Annotated in this window: 19 protein-coding genes; 10 read left to right on the forward strand and 9 right to left on the reverse strand. The window is 67.0% G+C overall.

All coding sequences use genetic code 11. The annotated features are described in order from the left end of the window. Positions 1–34: 34 nt before the first annotated feature. From AC3DET_RS04825 to AC3DET_RS04835, 3 genes are all read left to right on the forward strand, one after another. Positions 35–2,905 carry a TonB-dependent receptor domain-containing protein gene (locus tag AC3DET_RS04825; RefSeq protein WP_192200314.1) on the forward strand — a complete coding sequence of 957 codons (2,871 nt, stop codon included), beginning with the start codon at positions 35–37 and terminating at the stop codon, positions 2,903–2,905. A gap of 81 nt (positions 2,906–2,986) precedes the next feature. Continuing rightward, a complete protein-coding gene (locus AC3DET_RS04830; protein WP_446537693.1) occupies positions 2,987–4,813 on the forward strand; it encodes a tetratricopeptide repeat-containing sulfotransferase family protein in 1,827 nt (608 codons plus the stop codon). Between the two features lie 4 nt (positions 4,814–4,817). Next, positions 4,818–5,411 (forward strand): 2OG-Fe(II) oxygenase, encoded by a 594-nt coding sequence (locus AC3DET_RS04835; protein WP_446537694.1) that lies wholly within the window; start codon positions 4,818–4,820, stop codon positions 5,409–5,411. An 8-nt stretch (positions 5,412–5,419) separates the two neighbouring features. Here AC3DET_RS04835 and AC3DET_RS04840 read toward each other — a convergent pair whose 3' ends face one another. From AC3DET_RS04840 to AC3DET_RS04865, 6 genes are all read right to left on the reverse strand, one after another. Then, positions 5,420–6,715, reverse strand: coding sequence for an aspartyl/asparaginyl beta-hydroxylase domain-containing protein (locus tag AC3DET_RS04840; protein ID WP_337730516.1), 1,296 nt, complete (start codon positions 6,713–6,715; stop codon positions 5,420–5,422). Positions 6,716–6,785: 70 nt separating this feature from the next. Further along, entirely contained in the window at positions 6,786–7,685 is a 900-nt protein-coding gene (locus AC3DET_RS04845) for a DUF4097 family beta strand repeat-containing protein (protein WP_192200310.1), read from the reverse strand. Positions 7,686–7,695: 10 nt separating this feature from the next. Continuing rightward, the gene (locus tag AC3DET_RS04850) at positions 7,696–8,175 is read right to left on the reverse strand and encodes a hypothetical protein (RefSeq protein WP_337730518.1); all 480 of its coding nucleotides are present in this window, start codon (positions 8,173–8,175) and stop codon (positions 7,696–7,698) included. Next, positions 8,172–8,762 carry an RNA polymerase sigma factor gene (locus tag AC3DET_RS04855; protein ID WP_337730519.1) on the reverse strand — a complete coding sequence of 197 codons (591 nt, stop codon included), beginning with the start codon at positions 8,760–8,762 and terminating at the stop codon, positions 8,172–8,174. The genes AC3DET_RS04850 and AC3DET_RS04855 overlap by 4 nt, the downstream gene beginning before the upstream one ends. A 219-nt stretch (positions 8,763–8,981) precedes the next feature. After that, positions 8,982–10,772, reverse strand: a complete 1,791-nt coding sequence (locus tag AC3DET_RS04860; protein WP_488390882.1) for a phosphoenolpyruvate carboxykinase (GTP) — start codon at positions 10,770–10,772, stop codon at positions 8,982–8,984. Positions 10,773–11,330: 558 nt separating this feature from the next. Further along, positions 11,331–12,074 (reverse strand): helix-turn-helix domain-containing protein, encoded by a 744-nt coding sequence (locus AC3DET_RS04865; RefSeq protein ID WP_185741978.1) that lies wholly within the window; start codon positions 12,072–12,074, stop codon positions 11,331–11,333. A 108-nt stretch (positions 12,075–12,182) separates the two neighbouring features. Here AC3DET_RS04865 and AC3DET_RS04870 point away from each other — a divergent pair, with 108 nt between their 5' ends. The 3 genes from AC3DET_RS04870 to AC3DET_RS04880 all read left to right on the forward strand — a co-directional run bounded on the left by AC3DET_RS04870 (position 12,183) and on the right by AC3DET_RS04880 (position 14,064). Continuing rightward, positions 12,183–12,629, forward strand: a complete 447-nt coding sequence (locus AC3DET_RS04870) for a hypothetical protein (RefSeq protein WP_488390883.1) — start codon at positions 12,183–12,185, stop codon at positions 12,627–12,629. Positions 12,630–12,636: 7 nt separating this feature from the next. After that, positions 12,637–13,452, forward strand: a complete 816-nt coding sequence (locus AC3DET_RS04875; protein ID WP_488390884.1) for a DUF2145 domain-containing protein — start codon at positions 12,637–12,639, stop codon at positions 13,450–13,452. A gap of 165 nt (positions 13,453–13,617) precedes the next feature. After that, positions 13,618–14,064 (forward strand): hypothetical protein, encoded by a 447-nt coding sequence (locus AC3DET_RS04880; protein ID WP_488390885.1) that lies wholly within the window; start codon positions 13,618–13,620, stop codon positions 14,062–14,064. 113 nt (positions 14,065–14,177) lie between these two features. Here AC3DET_RS04880 and AC3DET_RS04885 read toward each other — a convergent pair whose 3' ends face one another. Beyond that, entirely contained in the window at positions 14,178–14,777 is a 600-nt protein-coding gene (locus tag AC3DET_RS04885) for a TetR/AcrR family transcriptional regulator (RefSeq protein ID WP_337730525.1), read from the reverse strand. 211 nt (positions 14,778–14,988) lie between these two features. Between AC3DET_RS04885 and AC3DET_RS04890 the strand changes: the two genes are divergently transcribed. The 3 genes from AC3DET_RS04890 to AC3DET_RS04900 all read left to right on the forward strand — a co-directional run bounded on the left by AC3DET_RS04890 (position 14,989) and on the right by AC3DET_RS04900 (position 19,024). Next, entirely contained in the window at positions 14,989–15,882 is an 894-nt protein-coding gene (locus tag AC3DET_RS04890; RefSeq protein WP_488390886.1) for an alpha/beta fold hydrolase, read from the forward strand. Beyond that, positions 15,879–18,356 carry an acyl-CoA dehydrogenase gene (locus AC3DET_RS04895; RefSeq protein ID WP_446537702.1) on the forward strand — a complete coding sequence of 826 codons (2,478 nt, stop codon included), beginning with the start codon at positions 15,879–15,881 and terminating at the stop codon, positions 18,354–18,356. The genes AC3DET_RS04890 and AC3DET_RS04895 overlap by 4 nt, the downstream gene beginning before the upstream one ends. Before the next feature lie 194 nt (positions 18,357–18,550). Continuing rightward, positions 18,551–19,024 carry a hotdog fold domain-containing protein gene (locus AC3DET_RS04900; protein WP_446537703.1) on the forward strand — a complete coding sequence of 158 codons (474 nt, stop codon included), beginning with the start codon at positions 18,551–18,553 and terminating at the stop codon, positions 19,022–19,024. Positions 19,025–19,141: 117 nt separating this feature from the next. Here AC3DET_RS04900 and AC3DET_RS04905 read toward each other — a convergent pair whose 3' ends face one another. Continuing rightward, positions 19,142–19,492 (reverse strand): DUF1304 domain-containing protein, encoded by a 351-nt coding sequence (locus AC3DET_RS04905; RefSeq protein ID WP_488390887.1) that lies wholly within the window; start codon positions 19,490–19,492, stop codon positions 19,142–19,144. 50 nt (positions 19,493–19,542) lie between these two features. Beyond that, positions 19,543–20,910, reverse strand: a complete 1,368-nt coding sequence (locus AC3DET_RS04910) for an NTP/NDP exchange transporter (RefSeq protein WP_488390888.1) — start codon at positions 20,908–20,910, stop codon at positions 19,543–19,545. A 215-nt stretch (positions 20,911–21,125) separates the two neighbouring features. On the opposite strand from AC3DET_RS04910, the gene AC3DET_RS04915 reads away from it, so the two are divergent. Further along, on the forward strand, positions 21,126–22,772 hold the full coding sequence (locus tag AC3DET_RS04915; protein WP_488390889.1) for a GMC family oxidoreductase: 1,647 nt from the start codon (positions 21,126–21,128) through the stop codon (positions 22,770–22,772). Positions 22,773–22,790 lie beyond the last annotated feature (18 nt).

The raw sequence follows: 22,790 nt of genomic DNA on the forward strand, positions 1-22,790 counted from the left end.
CCCTAGGGCGTAACAGACCTCATCTGGAGAGAGAATGAACTTCAAGACCACCAAGCTGCGCGAAGCCATCGGCTTCGTCCTCGCAGTGGGTGCGACCAGCGCTGCCGGCACCGGCCTCGCGTTCGCACAGGAATCCACCACCGAAGGCGCCAAGACCCTGGACGCCATCCAGGTCACCGGTTCGCGCGTTGCCCGCGTTGAAACCGAGACCGCCAGCCCGGTCGTGATCATCGACCGCGCCGCCATCGAACAGACCGGCAAGCTGACGCTGGGCGATCTGATCCAGGAACTGCCCGCCGTTTCCGGCGCCGCCACCAACCCGCAGGTCAACAATGGCGGTGGCGACGGCTCGTCCACCGTGGAACTGCGCGGTCTGGGTTCCGAGCGCACCCTGCTGCTGGTCAACGGCCGCCGCATCGTCAACAACGACCTCAACTCCATTCCGTCCTCGGCCGTCGAGCGCATCGAAGTGCTGATGAGCGGCGCCTCGGCCGTGTACGGCTCCGATGCCGTCGCAGGCGTGGTCAACTTCATCCTGCGCCGCGATTTCGAAGGCCTGACCGCATCGGTCGACTTCGGCATGACCCCCAGCCACCAGGACGGCCAGCGCAGCGGCGGTTCGGTGACCTTCGGCCAGGTGGGCGAGAAGGGCAACATCATCGCCGGCCTGAACTACAACAAGTTCGATGGCATCTCTTCGGCTGACCGTGATTTCTCGAAGGATGCGACCTACCTGTACAGCGGTGCGGTCTCCGTCGCCGGTTCGAGCCGCGCTCCGCGTGGTCGCATCTTCTTCCCGGAAGGCAGCCCGCTGATCGCACAGTACGGCTGCGACAACGTCACCCGCATCCCCGGTGCTGCCGGCGACACCACCGACGATTACCGCTGCTACACGGGCTCGACCGACTCGTACAACTACCAGGCCACCAACCTGATCATGACGCCGCAGGAGCGCACCAACGCGTTCTTCCTGGCGAACTACCAGATCACGGACAACCTGAACGCATTTGCCGAGGTCTACCACAACAAGACGTCGTCGAACTTCGCGATCGCCGCGCTGCCGTTCGACACCTCGTCCGACGGCGTCGTCATCTCCGCCGACAACTACTACAACCCGTTCGGTGTGAACTTCGGGCCGGTCAGCGCCACCGATGACAACCTGTTCCTGACGCGCTTCACTTCGCTGGGCCAGCGTCGCTCCTACTACGACACCACCACTTCGCAGGTCGTCGCAGGCCTGGAAGGCTTCGTCGGCGAAACCTGGAAGTGGGACGCCGCGTTCAACTATGGCCACTACCTGAGCGAGAACACCAGCTACGGCTACGTGTACTACGCGGGCCTGGCCGATGCACTGGGTCCGTCGTTCCTTGACACCGACGGCGTGGTCAAGTGCGGCGCCCCGGGCGCCATCATCGCCGGCTGCACGCCGCTGAACATCTTCAACATCGATGACCCGCAGACCATCGCGACGCTGAGCCAGTACGAAGCACGTCCGTACTACTCGACCATGCGCCAGAACCGCAGCTTCGAAGCCAACGCGAGTGGCGAGTTGTTCAACCTGCCGGCCGGCGCCGTGCAGCTGGCCTTCGGTGCTTCGTGGCGCGAGGAATACCAGCGCAGCGAAGTCGACTACATCGCCATCGCCAACGAGGAAGGTCGCTGCTTCATCTCGCAGGAAGCCTGTAGCTCGGCACTGTCCGGCAAGTTCGATGTTTCCGAAGTGTACGGCGAACTGTACGTCCCGATCCTTTCGGAGATGCCGTTCGCGCACCTGCTGTCGGTCAGCATCGGTAGCCGCTACTCCGACTACAGCACCTTCGGCGACACCACCAACAGCAAGCTGCAGGTGGAATGGCGTCCGATCGAGAACCTGCTGTTCCGCGGCACGGTGGCCGAAGTCTTCCGTGCGCCGCGCATCCAGGATCTGTACGCCGGTCCGCAGGGCGACTCTCCGCAGCTGGACGACCCCTGCCAGGGCTACGGCGCCACCGGCGCACCGCGCAACCACGAGAACGCGTGTGGTGCGGGTGCCGGCGCGACCAACATCCCCACCACCGGTATCGGTGCTGCCCCGACGTCCCAGACCAACGGCGTGTGGTCCGGCTCCGTGGCCGCCGGCTTCGACCTGCAGCCGGAAGAAGGCAAGTCGTTCTCCTGGGGCGCGGTCTACGATCCGGAGTTCCTGCCGGGCTTCTCGGTCAGCCTGGACTACTGGCGCCTCTACCTCAACGAGACCATCACCCGCGCTGACGCGCAGACCGTGGTGAACACCTGCTTCAGCAACGACAGCCACCCGTTCTGCGACTTCATCAATCGCCGTTCCAATGGCCAGGTCGACTTCATCCGTGAGCCGATCGTGAACCTTGGCCGCCTGGACACGAAGGGCTGGGACCTGGCGCTGCGCTACCGCCTGCCCGACACCGCGTGGGGCAGCTGGGTGCTCGGCATGGACGCGACGTACATCGCGCAGTACGACAATGACGTGAACCCGCTGGATGACACCGATACGGTCGTGAGCCTCGCCGGTACGTACAACAAGTCGTACGGCAACTACTCGCGCGTCCGCGCCCGTACCTTCGTCAACTGGCAGAAGGGTGACTTCGGCGTTTCCTGGCGCACGCGTTACGTCAGCGGCTTCGAGATCGCCAGTGCGGACGGCGGTTGCAGCGCCGACAGCCCCGAGTACTGCTACTCGGTGGACTTCGACGACTACCTGACCCACGCCATCAGCGCCAGCTACAACCTGCCGTGGTGGAACTCCAAGGTCGAGGTCGGCCTCGACAACGTGTTCGACAAGCAGCCGCAGATGATGTACCAGAACAACGTGCTCAATGCGAACACCGACGTCAACACGTTCGATACGGTCGGCCGCTACCTGTGGGCCCGCTATACGATGAACTTCTGAGTCTAGATTGCACTTTCGTGTACTTGAGCCGCGCGGTGTCCCCGCGCGGCTTTTTCTTTCCCGGTTTGCGATACTTCCGGGATGAATCGCAGCTCCATCGCCAGCATCGTTGACGCCTACGAGTCCGGGCGCTACGCGGTCGCACTGACGTTGTGCCGGGCCGCCCTGGAGGACCAGCCGGAGGATCCGTCGCTGTGGACGCTCATGGGCATGGTCCTGCAGGCTCAGGGGCAGTTCCCCGGCGCGGTTGCGGCATACGAACGCATGGCGGCCAGGCATCCGGGGGTGCTCGCGCATTGGGCCAACCTCGGCGCTGCCGCACGCATGGCGGGTGACTACCAGAAGGCGGATCACGCGTACCAGCGTGCAGTGGCGATCGACCCGGGCCGCGTATCCTTGCTCATCGATCACGGCCTGTTGCTGTTGGAAATGGGGCGACTGGGGGAGGCAAGGCATCGTTTCCTCGACGCGGTGGACTTGGCGCCCGGGTCGGCGGAAGCCCGCATCAACGCCGCACTTGCCTGTTTCGAATGCGGCGACGCGCAACGTGCAGCGACGTTGATCCCATGCGAAAGCGAATGGCTCGCCCTGCCGCCGGATCTCAAACACGAACTTGCCACGGTCCTGATGCAGGTCGGACGGACCGACGATGCCGAACGGCTGCTGTTGTCCGCCGAACCCGACAGCGTCGGCACGATCGTGCGGCTCGCCCAGTTGCTCGAACGCACCAACCGCATCGGTCGCGCCAGGGAATTGGTCTCGCAACTCGAACATCGTGTTGAATCGCTGAACCTGCACGAACGCATCGACCTGCTGCAACTGCAGGCGGCCATCGCCATGCGCGACAAGAACTACGCGCAGGCACTGGCTGCATCGAAGGCAATCCTGGACCGCACGCCGCACTTGCAGGCCGAGACCACTGCCTTGTTCACGCTCGCCAGCATTGCGGACAAGCAGGGGCGACCAGCCGATGCGATGTCCTGCCTCGAGAAGGTCCACGCCATCCAGTTCCGGCTTGCGGCTGACGTCGTGCCGGAGATCGCGCATTCCGGTGCCGAGCCGCTCAAGGTGTCCAGCAAATGGCTGACTGCGGACGAAGGCGCGTTCCGCCACGACCCCCGCGCGCCGTCAGCGGGTGACTCCCCCGTCTTCATCGTCGGCTTTCCGCGCTCCGGCACCACCATGCTGGAACAGATGCTGGACGCCCACCCGCATTACGCCTCGATGGACGAACGCGCCACGCTGCAGCGCTGCATCGAGCGGATGGAAGCGCGTGGCGTCGAGTATCCGCATGGACTGGACATGCTCGATGGTGCGGCGGCCGACGAGCTGCGCGCCGTGTACTGGTCCGAAGTCGCCAAGGTCATCACCCTGCAGCCCGGGCAGCAGCTGGTCGACAAGAACCCGCTCAACATGCTGCGCCTGCCGATGATCCTGCGCCTGTTCCCCAACGCAAAGATCATCCTGGCACTGCGCCACCCCTGCGACGTGCTGCTCAGCTGCTACATGCAGAATTTCCGCTCACCCGCCTTCATGGTGCTGTGCTCCAGCCTGGAGCGGCTGGCGAAAAGCTACGTCAATGCGATGAAGTTCTGGATCCATCACCAGGCATTGCTGGCGCCCGACACGCTGGTGCTGCGCTACGAGGACACCGTCGGCGATTTCCCCGCGCAGGTGGAACGCATCGGCAGCTTCCTGGGCATCCAGGACCGCGACTTCCTCGCGCAGTTCAGCCAGCACGCCGCGCGCAAGGGTTACATCAGCACGCCCAGCTATTCGCAGGTGGTGGAGCCGGTCAATGCGCGCGCCGTCGGCCGCTGGCAACCCTATTCGCGCTGGCTGGTGCCCGCGCTGCCCATCCTGCAACCCGTGGCCGACCACTGGGGCTACGACCTCACCGTACGATGACCCCATGAAAGCGCTGGCCGACTACATCCGCATCTACGACGACGCACTGCCGGCGGCGTTCTGCCAGCAGCTGATCGACGGCTTCGAGTCTTCCACGCAATTCCAGGCGCCCAACGGGCGTGGCTACCGGCCGGCGCTGGACGACAGCCGCTGGACCGAGTTGAATCTCACCCGCCTGGCCGATCCCGCCTTCGTCGGGTTCTTCATGACCCGCATCGAGGAAGCCCTGGCACGCTACAACGCAGACCTGTCGCTGACCCTGCCCGTACCGCTGCGCCCGCGCATCGACCGGCTGACGATGAAGAAGTACCGCGCCAATGCAGGCGAAGGCTTCCAGCCGCATTTCGATTCCGTCGACGAGGTCGCGGGGCGCTACATGGTGTTCCTGTGGTACCTCAACGACGTGCAGGAAGGCGGCAGCACCCGCTTCATGGACCTGGGGGTCGACGTGCAGCCACGCGCGGGACGGCTGCTGGTGTTTCCGCCGTACTGGATGTTCCAGCACGTGGGCAACGCGCCGGTTTCGAACGACAAGTACATCCTTTCGACCTACCTGCTGTTCGACAAGCCGGGCAGCCCCGAGCACACGCACGAGTAAGGCAGCGATCAGCCCAGGCCCGCCTGCCTGTTGAATCCGCCGATGACCTCCACCAGCTGTTTCAGCGCCTGGGTTTCCTCGGGCCTGAGGCGCGGATGCCAGGTGTCCAGGATCATCACCACGCGCAATTGGCTGCTGTGGTTCCAGGCCTGGTGCAGGTAGGAGTCGTCGAAGGTCACGCAGCGTCCTTCCTGCCAGTCGTGCTGCACCCCGCCCACCTCCAGCGCGCAGTCCGCGGGCACGATCAGCGGCAGGTGGGTGACCACGCGGCTGTTGGTCACCCCATGGTGCGGCTTGATCAGGGTCCCCGGTGACAACAGCGAGAACAGCACCTCCGGCGCGTGCGCGTCGATGCGCGTCAGCGGCACCTGCGCCAGCGCCCGGGCGGTGGCGGGACACGCAGCCAGGTGTTCGGGATAGGCCTGCCCATGGCGATGGAAGAAATACGCATCCCACGCGGCCGCGTCGATGTCCTGCCGGCTCGCCAGGAAATCATCCTTGCGTGCAGTGCCACTGAAATCGAGGAAGGGCTGCAATCCGTCGCGCGCCTGCAGCACCTGCTGCAGTTCGGCACGGATCGCATCCGTTGCCTGCTCCAGCGCTTCGTACCACGGGAACAATGCACGCTCGAAATAGGGCTCGGGCTGCAGGTCGGGGATGTACAGGAACGTGGGGCGTTGGCGCGGGTCCGGGCTGCCGCCCGGCGCGATGCCCAGATAGGCTTCCAGCGCGCGCGTGACCCGCGACAGCGCCTGTGCGCCGTGCTGTTGCTGCAGTGGCGCGATGGCCGAGAAGAACAGGCGATGCCGGCCTTCATCGATCAGCCGCATGGCGGTCTTCACCCGCTCCCGCAGCTCGGGCGCGGTGGTCGCATCATTGAGCCATCGCCCCTGCGCCTGCGCCGTGGTCACGGCCCGGAAGTACTCCACCAGCGCCGCATCCGGATCTCCCTGCTGCAGGCATTCGGCCAGTTGCAGCCGCGCCGGCGCCGCCTCCGGCATGAGCGCCAGGCCCCGCCGCAGCGCTGCAGTGGCGGCCACCGGATCGTCCAGCCGTTTCAGGCAGGCTCCCAGCTTCAGCCAGGCATCGCCATGGTCGGGCTGGGCGTGCACCAGCGCTTCAAGTTGGCGGGCTGCGGCGGCAGGTTGCTGCAGTGCCACCAGGCTGAGCGCGGCCACCCATTGCAGGTCCGGGTCATGCGGATGTACTTCCAGCCCCTGCCCGGCCGCGGACAGCGCGTGTGCGGCATTGCCGGTTGCCAGGTGGCGTCGCGCCTGCTGGACGTGGAATGCCGCACTCGTCATGCCTGCCTCTGTATCACCGGAAACCCGTCCCGATGATACGGGAGATGCGGCGCGCGTCCGTGCGGCCGACTTACTCCACGCGCACTTCCGCGCTGCCCGAGAACGTCTCCACCGTGACGCGGGCACTGCCGCTGCCGTAGCGGGTGGAGAAACTGGCGCCCGGGCCGCGGCGCTTCTCGATGTCCACGCCCGTGGCCTTCAGGCTGCCGCTGAAGCTCTCGCCACTGACCTGCGCGGACACATCCTTCGGCAGGCGCAGCAGCAGGTCGCCGCTGACCGATTCCATGCTGATCTCGCCACCGGGCGCCAGCGCCGTACTGACATGCGCCGTGCCGCTGACGGTGCTCGCGCTGAGATCGCGGATCTCTTCGCCGGTGACGGCGACTTCGATGCGGCCGGACACCGTCTCGGTGCTGATGTCGCCATTCAGCCGTCCGCGCAGCACGATGTTGCCACTGACGGTCTGCACGTCCACGTCCGCGCTGTTGAGGGTCAGATGGGCGCTGCCGCTGACGGTTTCGATGTCCGCTTTCTGCGGTGCGGCGGCGGCGGCCACGCTGCCACTGACACTGCTGATGGAAAGTTCGCCCGAGGCAACGCCGGTCACGTGCACGTCGGCCGCGACCGACTCGATGTCCAGGTCGGCGCGCAACGGCACCATCAGCACCAGGTCGGTCGGTCCGGTCTGGTTGCCACCCCAGCCGCTGCTCTTCGGGTAACGCACTTCCACGCTCAGGTGCGGGCCGCCGCCGTCCACCTCCAGGCGCTCCACGCCCTTGCCCAGGGTGCCGGTGATCTTCACCTCGTCGCGCTCCCAGCCGCGCACTTCGATGCGGCCCTTGAGGTTGCTGATGTCCACCCGGCCACGGGCGTCCAGCGGCCGGGTTTCGTTGATGGCGGTCTGCGCCAGCGCCGCGGGCGCCAGCAGTGCGCTGCCCAGCAGCAGCGAGAAAGCGATGGTGGTACGCATGGGTAACTCCTCAGGTCATGGCCGCGCGCTGGGTCAGCGCGAGGCGTCGTGCATAGGTGCGGCGCAACTGGTTCAGCAGGAAGTGCGCGTTGGGTTCGGTGGCGATGGCGTGGCGGATCTGCGCGGCGCTCTCGTCCAGCGCATGCAGCGCGGGGGCGATCTCGGGTACGGTCTGCACCTGCGTGTCCAGTTGCGCCAGCGCACCGGTGTAATCGCGGGTCAGCGCGGCGGCTTCGCGCTGGATCAGCGCATCGCCTTCCGGCGCTTTCTGCAGTTGCCAGGTCACCGTGACCGCCAGCAGCACCGACGCGGCCAGGGCAAAGGGCGCCATGCGGCGGCGTGGCGGTGCCACGGCCTGCTGCGGCGTGGCGGCCAGGCGCGCGGCCAGGTCCGGCCACAGATCGCGCGAGGGCGGCGTGTCCTGCCGCAATGCGCGCAGCTGCCAGCGCAGCGCGTCGTCTGAAAGCGGGGTGGGATCGTGGGGGGTCATGCGTGTCCTCCTAAACGCTCGCGCAGCAGGTGCCGCGCCCGGTGCAACTGTGCTTTTGAACTTCCGACCGCCATGCCCAGCTCGGTGGCGATCTCCTCGTGCTTCCAGCCTTCCACGTCGTACAGCACCAGCACGGCCCGCGCCCGTGGCGGCAGGGTGGCGACGGCGCGCTCCAGGTCCAGCGACAACGCCGTGCCATGGCCCGCGCTGTCCGCCATGCCCAGGTCGTCCAGCGCGTCCTCGTCATCATCGAAGCGGGGACCGCTGCGGCGGCTGCGCAGTTCCATCAGCGCGGTGGTCACCGCCAGGCGATGCAGCCAGGTGGAGAAAGCACTCTCGAAGCGGAACGCCGGCAACGCCTGCCACGCCCGCACGAACGCTTCCTGCGTCAGGTCTTCCGCCCGCACGCCCTGCCCGCCCACCAGCCGCTGGATGACGCCATGCACACGGCCCGCATGGCGGCGGTAGAGCGCCTCGAACGCCCGCATGTCGCCACCCGCAGCCGAACGGGCCAGTGCGGTGTCCTGGGCGGCGGAGGCCTCCGGGGCGAGGCTGTCAGCGAAAGGTTCGATCACGGCATTCAGCATACTGACTGGGATGCAGCCGGGAACGCAGGGGTTTAGAGCTGCGCGGCATTTTTCGCCGGCGATTGTTCAGCCGGGAACTCATGGCCCTCTCCCTGTGCGCGGATCCCCTCTCCCCGTGGAACGACGGGAAGGAAAGCCGGACGCAAGAAAAAGCCCCGCGGCGTCCGGGGTGGACGCACACGGGGCGTGCGCAGGAAACAGGATGCGCGAGGCGGGGAATCAGTGCGCCAGGCGGGCCGCGATGCGTTGCTGTTCGTCCTTCAGTGCCTGCGGGGTGCGGTCGCCGAATTCCTGCAGGTACTCGCCGATGCTGGCGAACTCGGCCTGCCAGCCGGCGCGGTCGAAGCCGAACAGCAGCTCGTGCGCTTCATCGCTCAGTGCCACGCCGTCCAGATTGAGGTCTTCGGCGCGCGGCAGGTGGCCGATCGGCGTTTCCACCGCGTCCGCCTTGCCCTCGACGCGCTGGATCATCCACTCCAGCACGCGCAGGTTCTCGCCGAAGCCAGGCCACAGGAATTTGCCGTCGCCGCCCTTGCGGAACCAGTTCACGTGGAAGATCTTGGGAAGCTTCGCATCGGCATCGCCGAACGACAGCCAGTGGGCGAAGTAGTCGGCGAAGTTGTAGCCGCAGAACGGCTTCATCGCCATCGGGTCGCGGCGCATCACGCCCACCGCGCCGGTCGCGGCAGCGGTGGTCTCAGAACCCATCGCCGCGCCGACCAGCACGCCATGCGTCCAGTCGCGCGCTTCGAACACCAGCGGCACCAGCGAGGCGCGGCGACCACCGAAGACGATGGCGCTGATCGGCACGCCCTGCGGATCCTCCGCCTTGGCCGAATAGCTCGGGCACTGGCGTGCGGAGACGGTGAAACGCGAGTTGGGGTGCGCGGCCGGACCGTTGGCCGGGTCGTACTTGCGCCCCTGCCAGTCCAATGCCGGCGTGCGCGAATCCAGTCCTTCCCACCACGGCTCCTGCTCGTCGGTGACGGCGACGTTGGTGAAGATGGTGTGGTGGCTGATGGTGGCCAGCGCATTGGGGTTGGAACTGTCCGAGGTGCCCGGCGCCACGCCGAAGAAGCCGGCTTCCGGATTGATCGCGTACAGGCGGCCGTCGGCGCCGGGGCGCATCCAGCAGATGTCGTCGCCGACCGTCCACACCTTCCACCCGGCCTGGCGGTAGCCTTCCGGCGGAATCAGCATGGCCAGGTTGGTCTTGCCGCACGCCGACGGGAACGCCGCCGCGATGTAGTGCGTCTCGCCCTGCGGGTTTTCGATGCCGACGATCAGCATGTGCTCGGCCAGCCAGCCTTCGCTGCGCGCCTGGTGCGAAGCGATGCGCAGCGCGTGGCACTTCTTGCCCAGCAGCGCGTTGCCGCCGTAGCCGGAGCCGAAGCTCTTGATGGTCAGCTCGTCCGGGAAATGCATGATGAAGCGGCGGTCCGGGTCCAGCTCGCCGGTCGAGTGCAGGCCCTTCACGAACGTCCCTTCCCGCTCGATACGCGCCAGCGCCGGCGCGCCCATGCGGGTCATGATGCGCATGTTGGCCACCACGTATGGCGAATCGGTGATCTCCACGCCGCAGCGCGACAGCGGCGAATCGATCGGGCCCATGCAGTAGGGGATCACGTACAGCGTGCGCCCGCGCATGCAGCCGGCGAACAGCGCATCCATCTTCGCGTGGGCCTCGGCCGGGGCCATCCAGTGGTTGTTGGGGCCGGCGTCTTCCTGCTGCGGCGTGCAGACGAAGGTCAGGTGCTCCACGCGCGCCACGTCGCTCGGGCTGGAGCGGTGCAGCCAGCTGTGCGGGTGGGTTTCGGGGTTCAGCGGCAGCAGGGTGCCGTCGGCCAGCATCTGCTTCGTCAGCAGCGTGTTCTCGGCATCGCTGCCGTCGCACCAGTGGATGTGGTCAGGTTGGGTAAGCGCGGCAACCTCGGCAACCCAGGCGTTCAACGCGGCAAGCGAACTGCCCGGAAAATCGTTGCGTTTGAAAACATCGACCGCTGCGTTCATGCCACGCCCTCGAAAAGTGAGACCAAAATGATACCAATGTCCTGTCCCCGTGACGAGGAGAACGCGGCCAGGGTCGGCGGGCGGTCAGCCCAAGGGGGGATGCCGGGCGAACCCTGTCGCAGGCACGAGGTTGCGTCTCACGGCCGTGCGAGAAATCGCGGAGTGCGAGGCTCGGAGCCGTGTCGATGGGGCTCCGAGGGCCGGGGATAGAGGTTGGAAGGCCGTTGATGGGGCTCGGAAGCCGATCGATGAGGCTCCGGGAGCCATCGGTCGCGCCCGCCATGCCGTCGATGGGGCTTATGCACTCCCATCGATGGCTTTCAGAAAGCCATCGATGGCACTCGCAGAGCCATCGATCGGGCACCGAGCCTCATCGATCAGGCTCGGACAGCCCGCGATGGAGCTCATAGACCCATCGACGGAGCTCCGAGGGCCATGTCGATGGAGCTCACCGGGTCATCGATGCAGCTCGAGGGGCGATCGATGGAGCTCTGAAGCCCATCGATGGGATTCCGAGCCTCATCGATAGCACTCCGGGCCCGATCTCCGCCACAGCGCTTACCCGTCGCGCGAGCGCCGGTACGGGTTGAACAGCTGCAGCAGCCAGGGCTTCTGCGCCAGCACCAGGCTGACGCCGACGCGGTCCTCCGCCGGCAGCGTGGCATCGCGGGCCAGCAGCGCATCGAACTCGCGCGCGACTTCCTCCAGTCGCTGGCGCACCTGCTTCACCCCGTCGATGCTCAGGCTGCCGCTGAGCAGCAGCAGTGCGTCCTGTTCGCCATCGAACGGATCGGCGAAGTAGTCGGTCAGCAGGGTCAGCCGGAAGTAGCGCTCCATGGGCCCATCGGCGCGCCAGCGGAAATTGCGTGCCGTCAGCGCGCGGCCACGGTTGCCGGGCATGAGTTCGATGATGCCCAGCCGGTCCAGCTTCACCAGCAGGCCGGTCCACTGCGCGGGCGTAAAGCCGAAGTGCCCCATCACGTCGTCCTCGCGCCAGCGGTTGAGCGTGAGGAACAGCGCCATCAGCAGCGGCGGATCGTCCACCAGCGCCTGTTCCTGCGCTTCGCTCAACTGCGCCATCGCCTTGCGCCCGCGCGAGGCTTCGGCGCTGAGCTCGGCCAGGCCCACGTCCAGCACGTCGCAGACCTGCTCCAGCCGCTGCAGGCTCATCGCGCGGCGGGAGAACATGCGCTTCACCGCCGCCTCGCTCATGCGGATGCGCGCGGCCAGGTCGCGGTAGGTCATGTCCTGCGCGCGCAGGCAACGCTTCAGTGCATCAACCAGGTCCACCGAGACGGCCATGGGTAGCGGATTCCTATACCTGTCGTTCCGCCAGAGCTTACCTTGTCGATGATCCTTGAATCCCTGCGAAGCCTGCGCCCACCCTCCGGCGTCCCTGGAGGAACCCGCATGCGCCGCCTGATCGCCCGCTCACTGACCCTGGCCCTGGCCACCGCGCTCTCCGGCGGCGTCGCCCTGCCCACCCACGCCGCGCCGCAATCCGATGGCGCCAGCCGGATGTCGCAGGCCAGCCTGGAGGCGTCCATCGAAGTGCCGGTGGCGGTGATCCATGCACTGGGCCACGGCGCCTCCGCGGCGGTCACCGGCGTGGCCGTGGTCGCCGGCAGCGTGGCGGTGACGGTCTCCGTCGCGGCGGCGGGCGTGGTGGCCGGCGCGTCGTTCGTGGTCTACCTGAGCGCGGAGGCGATCCGGCGCCTGGGCATCGCGGTCGGCACGGCGATCAGCGTCACCGTGGTGGCGACGGGATGGATCCTGAGCGGCGCGGGTGAAGCGCTGTGCTTCATCGCCAACGACGCCGCGCGTCCGCATATCCACAGCCATCGCTACGGCGGGTGATCGCGTGATGCGCGCGCTCGCGATTCTGGGTTTCGTCTTCGTCCTCGCGCTGCCAGGGACGGCGCGCGCGGGCGATGCCTGCAGGCAACTGGAGATGCCGCCGTACAAGGTGGCGGAAGCAGCCCGCACCGCGCTGCTGGCGGCGCAGCAGTTGGACGAGGTGGACGCACCCGTCGCACTGATCGCGCGCGTCGGCACCGACCTGTCGAAGCAGGGCCTGGTCTACAGCCACGCGGGCTTCGCCGTGCGCGACCACGCGCACGGGCGCTGGACAGTGGTGCACCTGCTCAACGAATGCGGCAGCGACCGCTCGGGCCTGTACGCACAGGGGCTGGTGAACTTCTTCGCCGACGACCTGGTGAACCAGGACCTGCGCATCGTCTGGTTCGCACCCGACGTCGCCGACCGTCTCGCGCAGCGCCTGCAGCAGATGCCGCGCCACAGCCTGCACCATCCGCGCTACAACCTGATCGCACGTCCCGGCAGCGAGGACTACCAGAACTCCACCGCGTGGATCGTGGAGGTGATGGCCGCGGCGCTGGCCGACCGTGGCATCTACGACCGCCGCAGCGCGTACGCGTTCGCGCGGGGCGACGGCTTCGTGCCGGATACGGTGCACGTCGCGTACTCCAAGCGCGTGCTGGGCGGGCTGTTCTCCGCCAATACCGACTTCACCGACCACCCCGTCGGCACGCGTCTGTCGGGCGACTACCCGGTCGTCACCGTGCGTTCGATCTTCCAGTGGCTGGAGCGCAGCGGGTATGTGCGCGAGCAGCGGGAATGGCGGGGTGGTGTGCGGCAGGCGGCGATGGGGCCGGCGTGAAGTCTCGAACTCCGCTAGACATCCACCATGATCGATTCGAGACGATCTGATGGGTAGCAATACCGGCTGTTTTTTGACGCTCGCAGGCATGCCGCGTCCACATCCACCCAAACCACGGCCCTTACATCGCCACCTGCATCATCGTTGGGCGCCACAGGAAGATTCATGATCATTGAAGCACTGCTCGCGCTGTCCGTCGCCGCCGGAAATGACAAAGCGTTCGAGTTGGCCGGGGCTCGCATCGGCCTTGGCTACATGGAGCTTCGGCAGCAGCGCCCGGAGATGCAATGCGAAGTTTCCTGCGCTGACCCAACCGCACAGGTGCTCGGACGTACGGGCAACCTCTGGGTAGGTATTGGTCACGGAGCGATCAACCAGTTGGCGTTTCGGTTTGTTCCGGAACTCACGGACCAGGAAGCGGCGTCCGTGTCCAGCGCCTACCACGCGCTCTATGGAGAACCCGCGCGACGCAACGCGTTCGACGGCTGCGAAGAATGGGATCGGGTAGGCGGCACTATCGTGTTGTGCGTCAGGAACGGCCTCTCGCTTACCTACTGGAAGGACGAACACTGGGGCGTGACCGAGAGCGTGATCCCGGATGCTGGCAAATGATTCAATGACGCCGCCGCTGCTTCGCGGCGCGTCTTGAGTCTGCTCCGTAGGGTGGGCCTTGGCCCACCATCGACGACGCGCTCACGCGCGGTGGGCCAAGGCCCACCCTACGATCAGGTCGGGATCAACGTCGAGATGACGTGCTCGAGGTAGGTCTCGAATTCTTCCGAGGTCATCCGCGGCTGCTGCAGTTGCAGCGACAACTGCAGGAAGCCCACATAGGCCGCGTACGTCAGGCGCGCGCGGTGGGTCGCGTCGGTCCGCTGCAGGCCGGCCTGGCGGAACATGGCGACCAGATAGTCCAGGCGACGCTGGGAGATGCGGTCGATCACGGGCTGCACGGACGGGTGGTCCAGCGCCTTCAGCAACTCGCTGTAGATGATGTGCGGCTTCACTTCGTGGCCGACGAGCTGGAACAGCGTCCGCAGGCGCTCGCGCGGATCGGCGACCTTTTCCAGGCTGCCGAAGATGTTCTCCTGCTCGCCCGCCTCCCAACGTTCCAGCGCCGCCTGCAGCAGCGCGTCACGTGAGGGAAAGTGCCAGTAGAAGCTGCCCTTCGTCACGCCAAGACGCCGCGCCAAAGGCTCCACCGCGACCGCCGAGACACCCTGCTCCGCGATCAGGTCGAGGGCGGCCTGCGCCCAGTCATCGGCGCTGAGGCGCGCGGTGCGGGCGGGGGGAGAAGAGGGGCTTTCCGGACTGGGTGTGCTCATGTTCCGCATTTAACCATACGCCGGGGTGTGTAGCGGTACGTTTGCTGCGGCGCGTCATAAATAAAGGCAAATCAATCGGTTGCATTTGAAACGCTTGCGCGGGATCGATTGACTGCTCTAAATGCGAGAGCCCATACTAGCCCGTATGGTCACAACCCCCTCCCCTGTCTCTTTCCGCTTCGACGGTGACACTGCTGCCGCATCGGATCGCATGCTGCCGGGACAGGGGAATGTCGCCCTGGCGATCCGTCGCTTTGCATCGCCACGCGCGCTCCAGGGCCATCCTGCATTGATCTATGCACACGGTTTCGGGCAGACGCGCGGTGCGTGGAACCGCACCGGCGAAGCCATGGCGGCACACGGTTACGCGGGCCTCGCCTACGACGCGCGCGGCCACGGCGAATCGTCGCGCAACGCGGCCGACATGCCCTACACCGGTGACCAGTTCGCCGACGATCTGATCGTGGTGGCCGGGGAACAATCCGAGCCGCCGGTGCTGGTGGGCGCTTCGATGGGCGGGCTGTTCGGGCTGATCGCCGAGTCGCGCTGGCCCGGCCTGTTCCGCGCGATGGTGCTGGTCGACATCACCCCGCGCTGGGAGCGCGCCGGCCTGCAGCGCATCCTCGCCTTCATGACGGCGTTCCCCGACGGTTTCGCATCGCTCGAGCACGCGGCCGACATCATCGCCGCCTACCAGCCGCAGCGCCGTACGCGCAAATCGGCAGACGACCTGCGCGAGCTGCTGCGCGAAGGCGACGATGGTCGCTGGCGCTGGCACTGGGATCCTCGCCTGGTCGACGAACTGGCGCGCGACAGCGCCCAGCACCAGGACGCCATCGCCGAGGCTGCGCGCCAGGTACAGTGCCCCGTGCTGCTGATCAGCGGTGGCCGCAGCGACCTGGTCTCGGAGAAGACCGTCGACGAGTTCAAGGCCCTGGTGCCGCATGCGCGCCACGCCCACCTGCCGCAGGCCACGCACATGGTGGCCGGCGACGACAACGACGCATTTACCAGCACCGTGCTGGAATACCTGGCGAGCCTGTCGGCCGCGCCGGGTAATGCCGAATCCGATGTAACCGAATCCGTGTCCGGAGCAACCCCATGAGCATCGTCATTCCCTTCATCGCCTTCCTGCTGGCGGGTGCGTTCGCCGCCTATCACCGGATCCGGCTCGCGTACTGGGCCGCCATCACCGCCAGCCTGCTGGTCGCGTGCTGGCTTCTGGGCGCCAATCCCACCGCCACCCTTGTCGCGGCGGTTGTCGTGGTGGCGATCGCGGTGCCGCTGCTGATCCCGGCCATCCGCAAGCCGCTGATCACCGCGCCGGCGCTGGGCTTCCTGCGCCGCGCACTGCCGCCGCTGTCGCAGACCGAACGCATCGCGCTGGAAACCGGCTCGGTCGGCTTCGAAGGCGACCTGTTCACCGGCGACCCCGACTGGAACAAGCTGCTGGCCTATCCCAAGCCGCAGCTCACCGCCGAAGAGCAGGCCTTCCTCGACGGCCCGGTGGAAGAGCTGTGCCGGATGACCAACGACTGGGAAATCACCCACGTCCACGCCGACCTGCCGCCGGAGCTGTGGGACTACATCAAGAAGAACAAGTTCTTCGGCATGATCATCCCCAAGCAGTACGGCGGCCTGGGCTTCTCGGCGCTGGCGCACCACAAGGTGATCCAGAAGATCGCCTCGGTCAGCAGCGTGGTCAGCTCCACCGTCGGCGTGCCGAACTCGCTCGGCCCGGGTGAACTGCTCAACCACTACGGCACGCAGGAACAGAAGGACTACTACCTGCCCCGTCTGGCGATCGGCCAGGAAGTGCCCTGCTTCGGCCTGACCGGACCGTTCGCCGGCTCCGATGCGACCTCGATCCCCGACTACGGCATCGTCTGCAAGGGCGAGTGGAACGGCGCCAACGTGCTGGGCATCCGCCTGACGTTCGACAAGCGCTACATCACGCTGGCGCCGGTGGCGACGATCATCGGCCTGGCTTTCCGCATGTACGACCCGGACGGCCTGATCGGCGACACGCGCGACATCGGCATCACGCTGGCGCTGCTGCCGCGCGACACCGACGGTGTCGAAGTCGGTCCGCGCCACTTCCCGCTCAACTCCCCGTTCCAGAACGGCCCGGTGCGCGGCAAGGACGTGTTCATCCCGCTCAGCCAGCTGATCGGCGGCGTGGAGATGGCCGGCAAGGGCTGGAACATGCTCAACGAGTGCCTCGCCGTGGGTCGCTCGATCACCCTGCCCTCCACCGCCAGCGGCGGTGCCAAGGCCGGCGCGCGCGTGACCGGTGCGTATGCGCGCATCCGCAAGCAGTTCGGCCTGTCGGTCGGCCGCTTCGAAGGCGTGGAAGAGGCGCTGGCCCGCATCGGCGGCAAGGCCTATGCGATCAGTGCGCTGTCGCAGGCCACCGCCGCCGCCGTGGACCGCGGCGACGTGCCCTCGGTGCCGTCGGCCATCGCCAAGTACCACTGCACGAACATGGGCCGCGACGTCGCCAAGGACGTGATGGACATCGTCGGCGGCAAGGGCATCATCCTGGGCCCGCGCAACTTCGCCGGCCGCGCGTGGCAGGCCTCGCCCATCGCGATCACGGTGGAAGGCGCGAACATCATGACCCGCAGCCTGCTGATCTTCGGCCAGGGGTCGATCCTGTGCCATCCCTACATCATCAAGGAAATGCGCGCCGCGCAGGATCCGGACACCCGGGCCGGCGTGAACATGCTGGATGCCGTGCTGTATCCGCACATCGGTGGCGCGATCTCCAACGCGGTGCGTTCGTTCTGGTTCGGCATCACCGGCTCGAAGATCGGCGCCGCACCGGGCGATGCATATACGAAGAAGTTCTTCCGCAAGCTCGACCGCTACGCGGCCAACCTGGCGCTGCTCACCGACATCTCGCTCGGCGCGCTGGGCGGCAAGCTGAAGTTCAAGGAATCGCTCTCCGGCCGCCTGGGCGACGTGCTGAGCCACCTCTACATGATGAGTGCCGTGCTGAAGCGCCATCATGACGAAGGCACGCCGGAAGCCGACAAGCCGCTGCTGGCCTGGGCCTTCCACAACAGCGCGTACGAGATCGAACTGGCGCTGTCGCAGGCGCTGCGCAACTTCCCGATCAAGCCGCTCGGCTGGCTGCTGTGGCCGGTGGTGTTCCCGTTCGGCCGCCGTGCCGTGGCGCCGGGCGACCGCCTGAGCCATCGCGTGGCGATGCTGCTGATGGCGCCGAACGAAGCACGCGACCGCCTGGGCCAGGGCGTGTTCCTGACCCCGTGCGAGAACAACCCGGGTGGCCGCATCGACAGTTACCTGGCGACCGCCGTCGCCGCCGAGCCGGTCGAACGCAAGTTCCTGAAGGCGTTGAAGACCAAGGACATCGAGGCGCTGGACTACAGCGCGCAATTGGACGAAGGCGTGCGCGAGGGCTGGATCACGGTCGAGGAACGCAAGCTGCTGGAAGAGCTCCGCGCGATCACCCTGGACACGATCACCGTGGACGAATTCGAGACCCACGAGTTGCGTGCGGCCAGCTACTACGACCTGCCACAGAACAAGCGCCAGCCGCGCGAAGCGGCCTGAGGACGCGATCTGATCCATCTCCCGCCAGCGGGGGAGGGCTGGGGTGTGGGGCGACCGAAGCCCCCTCCCCGTGCGGGTCGTGATGCCATCCGAAGACGGTCGCGGTGCGCAGTGAACCGGCATCACTGTCGCCGCTTGCCCCCCATCCCAACCTTCCCTCGCAAGCGGGGAAGGAGCAGACAAGGAAGCCTTGAATGAGCGCGAATGTCCTCGGGATCTACCGCCGCCTGGAGCGCAAGCCGTTCGGCGCCTGGCTGTTCTCGCGCCTGATCTGCTTCAAGGCGCCCTACTTCGGCAGCATCGGCCCGCGCATGGTGCGGCTCGAACCCGGGCGCGGCGAGGCGACGATCCGCCACCGGCGCTCGGTCACCAACCATCTGGGCACGGTGCATGCGATCGCGCTCTGCAACCTGGCGGAATTCGTCGGCGGGCTGACCACCGACGTCAGCATCCCGCGCTCGATGCGCTGGATTCCCAAGGGCATGACGGTGGAATACCTGAAGAAGGCGGTCGGCACGATGCACGCTGTCGCCACGCCGGCGTTCGAGCCACGCGAATCCACCGACGGTTACGAGCTGCCGATGGAAGTCGTGGTCAGCAACCCGCAGGGCGAACCGGTGTTCCGCGCCCGCATCAGCATGTGGGTGTCGCCGAGGCCCGCGCGATGAGGTGCTGACGTTGTAGGAGCGACGTCAGTCGCGACCGCCCGGCATCCGTTCGCGCGAACAAGCGGCGATGGCGATTCGAAACGTGCGGTCGCGACTCACATCGCTCCTACAACCCGTCTACGACAGCCAGACCGCGCCCAGCGCCGCGATCGCCGGCAATCCCTGCACGAAGAAGATGCGCTTGTTGACGCTCCAGGCGCCGTAGAGCGCCGCCACGATGACGCACAGCAGGAAGAAGACGACCACGTTCCACTGCGAGGTCAGCAGGCCCCATAGCAGGCCGGCGGCCAGGAACCCGTTGTAGAGCCCCTGGTTGGTGGCCAGCACGCGCGTGGTCTCGGCCTTCTCGGGCGTGTTGCGGAAGGTTTTGAGGCCCAGTGGCTTGGTCCAGAGGAACATCTCCAGGACCAGGAAGTACCCATGCAGCAGTGCCACCAGCACCACCAGTCCCGTCGCGATCACGTCCATTCGCACCTCCCGTCATGTGGCAGGCAGCATAGCGTCAACACACACGGGCGTCAGGCGCTCGCCCTGGTCGATGTCTTCCCGGGGAGGGCGCGCTCGGATGGCAGCTTCGACTCCTCGCGCAATAGGCGCCACGCGCTGAAGGTCATCGCGCTGGCGACCAGCAGGCCGGCGCCGAACACCACGTTCGAGCCGAATGCGGACAGGAACTTGTGCAGCCAGACGAAACTGAGGTCGCCGCCGCGATAGATCACGGTATCGATGGCCGCGCCCGCCTTGTAGCGCCATTCGCGGCCGACGCGGGTGTAGATGGTCTCGCGCGCCGGCTTGGCCAGCGAGAACTCGCTGGCGCGCGTCACCACCTGCACGATGGCGACCATCATCGGCAGCGGCGAGGCGGTCAGGAAGGAGTAACCGAGGATGATGGCGCAGCCGGGGATCAGCAGCGCCGGCCCGATGCCGAAGCTGCGCAGCAGCCAGCGCGTGACCAGCAACTGGATGAGCAGCGTCAGCACGTTGACCGCCATGTCGATGCCGGCGTAGTACGCCGTGCTGGCGGCGGGATCGGTGTAGTACTGGCGCACGATCGCGGCCTGTTCGTTGTAGAGCAGCGTGCCGACGCCCACGCCCATCACCACCAGCGACGCCAGCCAGCGCAGCAGCGGCTCGCGCGCGATGAGCTTCAGGCCGGCCAGGATCTCGCCACCCATCGGCTGTTCGCCACTGACCGCCTTGCGCTCCTGCTCGCGCGCCACTGCCCACAGGCGCAGGCGAAGTTGGCATACCACGCAGACGGACAGGAACGCCGCCGACACCAGCATCAGGTTGGCGATGCCGATGCGCTCCACGAAAGTGCGTGTCAGTACGGGCCCCAGGATCGCGCCGACGGTGCCGGCTGCCCCGATGTAGCCGTAGAACTTGCGTGCTTCGGCATTGCTGAACACGTCGGCCATGAAACTCCAGAACACCGCGACCGCGAACAGGTTGAACACCGCGATCCACAGGAAGAAGGCCATTCCGCGCCCGGGCATGCCGCTGTCGAACAGCAGGTAGAACAGCAGCAGCGTGCCGATGAAGAAGCCGTAGACCGCGGGCAGGAAGACACGCCGCGGATACCGGCTTACCAGCCAGCCATACACCGGCTGCAGCAGCAGCATGATGATGAAGGTGCAGGTGAACAGGACCTGCAACGTGAAGTCCTTCAGCGCCATGCCGCGCGCGGCGAAGAACTCGATCATGGCGGGCGGGAACACGGCCTGTACGTCGTTGGACGCCCCCATCGCCTCGCGCACCGGGCGCAGCACGTAATAGCCGCTCAGCAGGCAGAAGAAGTAGACGAAGGCCCACAGCAGCGGAGGCGATTCGGCCATCGCGGCGCGGAACCGGCCGAACCGGGTGGTCGCTGGGGAAGACGGGTCCATGGTGTGCGGCCTGCCAATCGCATCATCGGGAGCGGACGAGGCCCGCCTGTGGCGCGCAAGGTATCCGATGCACTGCAACATCGCCAGCCTCTTGCGCCGCGTACCGCGCCGGAACACCGGCGATGCGGGCGCCGATGCGTTCCCCCCGCGCCAGCCCGAGCATTTGCTCTACCCCTCGCCGCTAGGTTCGGCCGTACTTCGCAACAGGGCAGCATGTGTACGACTACATCATCGTGGGCGCCGGTTCGGCCGGCTGTGTCCTGGCCCACCGCCTGAGCGAAGACCCCGCCTGTCGCGTGCTGCTGCTGGAAGCCGGCCCGCGCGACTGGCATCCCTTCATCCACATGCCGGCCGGCCTGGCCAAGCTGGTCGGACAGAAGGGCGTGAACTGGAACTACGACACCGCGCCGGAGCCGCAGCTCGACGGGCGCCGCCTGTGGTGGCCGCGCGGCAAGGTGCTCGGCGGTTCCAGTTCGATCAACGCCATGTGCTACACGCGCGGCGTGCCGGAGGACTACGACGCGTGGGCCGAAGCGGGCGCGGAGGGTTGGGACTGGGCCGGCGTACTGCCCTACTTCCGCCGTTCCGAACGCAATGCGCGCGGTGCGGATGCGCTGCATGGCGACGAAGGTCCGCTGTACGTATCGGACCTGCGCCACACCAATCCACTGTCCGCTGTCTTCATCGAGGCCGGCACCCAGGCCGGCTTCGCGCGCAACGGGGACTTCAACGGGCCGGCCCAGGCCGGTTTCGGTCTGTACCAGGTGACCCAGAAGGAGGGCGCGCGCTGCTCGTCGGCGGTGGCGTACCTGGATCCCGCACGCGACCGCCAGAACCTCGACATCGTCACCGGCGCCCTGGTCCGTCGCGTGCTGCTGGAGAAGGGCCGCGCGATCGGCGTGGCGTACGCACGTGGCGGGCAGGAGATCGTTGTCCGCTGCGACCGCGAAGTGCTGCTGAGCGGCGGCGCGATCAACTCGCCGCAATTGCTGATGCTGTCCGGCATCGGACCGGCGGAGCATCTGCAGGAACAGGGCATCACCGTCCGCCATGCGCTGCCGGGCGTCGGCCGCAACCTGCAGGACCATCTGGACATCTGCACGCTGCAGCACTGCACCCAACGCGTCACCTACGACCGCACCAGCGAACTCAGGACCGCCTTCGACTACTTCCTGCGCGGCCATCGCGGCCCGGGCAGCAGCAATATCGCCGAGGCCGGCGCCTTCGTGCGTTCAGCGCTCGCACCCGACGAGCGCCCCGACATCCAGTTCCATTTCGTCCCGGCCATGCTGGACGACCACGGACGCAACCGCCTGCCCGGGGATGGCTACACCGCCCATGCGTGCTTCCTGCGCCCACGCAGCCGCGGCCAGATCCTGCTGGCCAGCGCCGACCCACGCGTGGATGCGCGCATCGAGGCGAACTACCTGAGCGACCCGGAAGGGTTCGACCTCAGGATGATGGTCGAATGCGCCAGGATCTCGCGCGAGTTGTTCGCGCAGCCCGCCTTCGACGCCTACCGTGGCGCCCCCATCCACCCGGCGCGCAACGACCTGTCGGATGCCGAGCTGATCGCCTTCATCCGCGCCAAGGCCGAAACCGTCTACCACCCCGTCGGCACCTGCCGCATGGGCGAAGACGAAGACGCCGTGGTCGATTCCGGGTTGCGCGTGCATGGCATCGCGGGACTCCGCGTGATCGATGCCTCGGTGATGCCCACGCTGATCGGCGGCAACACCAACGCACCGACCATCATGATCGCCGAGCGCGCCTCGGACCTGATCCGCGGACTGCCGGTGCTGTCGGGCCACCCTGCGCGTGCGGCGGCCACGGCACCTGCCGCCTTTGCCGCCGCCGACTAGGACGGGACGGGCAGCGCG

Source organism: Pseudoxanthomonas sp. 97-1-1 (genome assembly GCF_057773125.1).